This window comes from Nocardioides sp., assembly GCF_047606145.1.
In the GTDB taxonomy this organism is placed as follows: domain Bacteria; phylum Actinomycetota; class Actinomycetes; order Propionibacteriales; family Nocardioidaceae; genus Nocardioides.
Map to the genome: position 1 here is coordinate 1 of NZ_JASGET010000142.1, position 2,804 is coordinate 2,804.

5 protein-coding genes and 1 pseudogene are annotated in these 2,804 nt (G+C 70.3%); 5 read left to right on the forward strand and 1 reads right to left on the reverse strand.

Going from position 1 to position 2,804, the window contains the following annotated elements:
• Window positions 1-559, reverse strand: a 559-nt coding sequence (locus QM638_RS19335; RefSeq protein ID WP_415144659.1) for an LLM class flavin-dependent oxidoreductase, incomplete at its 3' end; no start/stop codon positions are given.
• Between the two features lie 33 nt (window positions 560-592).
• Here QM638_RS19335 and ligD point away from each other — a divergent pair.
• The 5 genes and pseudogenes from ligD to QM638_RS19360 form a co-directional block, all read left to right on the forward strand.
• The gene (ligD, locus tag QM638_RS19340; RefSeq protein ID WP_415144660.1) at window positions 593-1,570 is read left to right on the forward strand and encodes a non-homologous end-joining DNA ligase; all 978 of its coding nucleotides are present in this window, start codon (window positions 593-595) and stop codon (window positions 1,568-1,570) included.
• Window positions 1,571-1,685: 115 nt separating this feature from the next.
• Window positions 1,686-2,066 (forward strand): helix-turn-helix domain-containing protein, encoded by a 381-nt coding sequence (locus QM638_RS19345; RefSeq protein WP_415144662.1) that lies wholly within the window; start codon window positions 1,686-1,688, stop codon window positions 2,064-2,066.
• A 4-nt stretch (window positions 2,067-2,070) separates the two neighbouring features.
• On the forward strand, window positions 2,071-2,400 hold the full coding sequence (locus tag QM638_RS19350; protein WP_415144664.1) for a hypothetical protein: 330 nt from the start codon (window positions 2,071-2,073) through the stop codon (window positions 2,398-2,400).
• A complete protein-coding gene (locus QM638_RS19355) occupies window positions 2,391-2,636 on the forward strand; it encodes a hypothetical protein (protein ID WP_415144665.1) in 246 nt (81 codons plus the stop codon). Before QM638_RS19350 ends, QM638_RS19355 begins: the two co-directional genes overlap by 10 nt.
• Window positions 2,637-2,680: 44 nt before the next feature.
• A pseudogene (locus QM638_RS19360) lies at window positions 2,681-2,804 on the forward strand (ATP-dependent DNA ligase); the annotation flags it as partial.

The following is a 2,804-nucleotide window of genomic DNA, read 5'->3' on the forward strand; positions in this document are numbered from 1 at the left end:
CCCGCCGCAGTGGCCGACGGGCGGGCAGCACACCGCCCACCCAGACCGGGACCCGGCCGCCGGCCGGCGTGGGCCGGAACCGGACCGGGCCGACGTCGTGGTGCGCGCCGTGGTGTTCGAACGCCTCGCCGGTCCACAGCCCGGCGAGCACGTCGAGTCCCTCGTCCAGCAGCGCGCCGCGCCGTCGGGGATCGACCGGCTCGCCGAAGAGCGCGAAGTCGCCGTCGGGTCCGCCCAGGCCCACGCCGAGCACGGTCCGTCCGCCGCCGGCGAGCAGGTCGAGGGTGGCCGTCTGCCGGGCGAGCACCCAGGGGCGGCGCCGCGCGACCGGGGTGATCATCGGGCCCAGCACCAGCCGGGTGGTGCGCACCGCGATCGCCGACAGCACCGCCCAGGGGTCCACCACCGAGGGACCCGCCAGACCGTCGTTCGACCAGACCAGGTGATCCCAGATGAAGAAGCCGTCGAATCCGGCCTCCTCGGCGAGGACCGCCAGGTCGACCAGCTCGATCGGGTCGTCGGTGAAGCACGGAACGGCGATGCCACGGCGAATGCTCACGAGTCCAAGCCTGCCACCTACTACCCTCGGCGTATGGCGTCCCCGGTGGTGGAGATCGAGGTAGACGACCGGCTCCTCCGGGTCTCCAACCCGGATCGGGTCTACTTCCGGCAGGCGCGCACGGCGGACGGCCGCCGCGGTGTGACCAAGCTCGACGTGGTGGAGTACTACCTCGCGGTGGGGGAGGGCATCGTCAACGCGCTGTGGGAGCGACCCTGCATGCTGCACCGCTATCCCAAGGGTCTGGACGGGCCGAAGGTGCATCAGAAGCGGCTTCCCGCCGGCGCGCCGGACTGGGTGGAGACGGTGCGGCTGTGGTTCCCACGCTGGGGACGCACCGCCGACGAGTTGTGCGTCACCGAGCTCGGGTCGGTGATCTGGGCGACCCAGATGTCGACCGTCGAGTTCCATCCGTGGAACAGCCGACGCGCCGACGTCGAGCGGCCCGACGAGTGGCGGATCGACCTCGACCCCGGTCCGGCGTGCTCGTTCGAGACGGTACGCCGCGCGGCCGGGACCGCGCACGAGGTGCTCGACGAGCTCGGCGCGGTCGGCTACCCGAAGACCAGTGGTGGGTCCGGTCTGCACGTCTACGTGCGGATCCGGCCGGAGCATGGCTTCGCCGAGGTACGCCGGGCGGCGCTGGCCTTCGCCCGCGAGGTCGAGCGCCGGATGCCGGCCGAGGTCACCACCGCGTGGTGGCGCAAGGACCGCGATCCGGCGCAGCTCTTCGTGGACTACAACCAGAACACCCGGGACCACACCATCGCGGCGGCGTACTCGCTGCGTGGTGTGCCGGACGCGAGGGTCTCCGCCCCGATCCGGTGGGACGAGGTGGCCGACGTGGATCCGCACGACCTGACGCTGGCCACCGTGCCGGCTCGGTACGCCGCCGTCGGGGACCTGTTCGCGGACATCGACGACCACGTCTTCGACATCGCGCCGTTGCTGGCGTGGGCCGATCGCGATGAGGCGGCCGGGGAGCAGACTCCCGAGGAGCCCGAGCCCTGATCGGAAGCTGGGACGACCGGGAGTACGGCGCGCGGGTTCATGCCAAGGGTCACCGGACTCGACCCACGCCCGCGTCATGGTTGCTGTTATTGCAGTTAAGGGTAGAATAAGGGGCATGGCCGCCCGCGTACTTCCCACCACTCTCGACCCGGTCGACCCCGCCGTCCGGTCGGACGCGAAGAGCCTCGCCGACCGCCTCAGCGGCGACACTCCGGTCGAAGCCGCCGTGCGCGCGATGCTTGATGAGGTCGCCCATGGCGCACGCGTCGTCGTGCTACGTGCCGACGACGAGGTCACTCCCGCCCGGGCCGCCGAGATCCTCGGTGTCACTCGCCAGTTCGTCGACCGTCTCTGCGAGGACGGCGTGCTGGCCTTCCGTCGCCTGCCAGGTAGCCGTCATCGCCGCATCCGCGTGCAGGACGTGGTGGATGTCGCCGCCGAGCGCGAGCAGCGCCGCGCCGGTGGAGACGCGATTCGCGCCGCCATCGGGGAGTAGCCCCGTGGCCCGTCTGGAGCGGGTCTTCATCGACACCAGCGAGCTGTTCCCGTTCACCATCATGGACGTGCTGCTCACCTTGTCTGAGGACTTCTTGTTCACCTGGGTGTGGACCGACGAGCTCCTTGACGAGTGGGAGCGGGTCATCGTCCGCGAAGGCAAGCGCAGCCCAGAATCGGCTGCTTCCGTCGTGGCCGCGGTGCGCACCTACTTCGGTCGCTACCGCATCGACCCCGCCTCTACCGGGACAAGATCACCGAGGACCTTTCGCCCGACCGTGGCGATCGCGTGCATGCCGCCGCAGCGGTCCACGGCGATGTCGATGTGCTGCTGACCCGGAATCTCAAGCACCTGCGCACCAAGCCGGTTCTGGCCGCCGGCGTCGAGGTCATCACAGCGGATGAATTCCTCTGCGCACTGCTCACACGTCGCCGACGGGCCGTCATCGAGTCGTTCACCCGCGCTGCGGACAGCGAGAGGAATCCGCCGATGACGGCCGCCGAGTTGACCGAGAAGATCGCCACCGCAGGCGCGCCACGGTTCGCCGACCGGGTAGGGAGCCTTGTCTAGTGATGCATGGACTGCAACCAGAACACGTGGCTCCATGTCACGTGATGCCTGACCACACCATCGCGGCGGCGTACTCGCTGCGTGGTGTGCCGGACGCGAGGGTCTCCGCCCCGATCCGGTGGGAGGAGGTGGCCGACGTGGATCCGCACGACCTGACGCTGGCCACGG

Coding starts and splice junctions, on each gene's coding strand:
- ligD (WP_415144660.1), top strand. CDS start 593: ATGGCGTCCCCGGTGGTGGAGATCGAGGTAGACGACCGGCTCCTCCGG.
- QM638_RS19345 (WP_415144662.1), top strand. CDS start 1,686: ATGGCCGCCCGCGTACTTCCCACCACTCTCGACCCGGTCGACCCCGCC.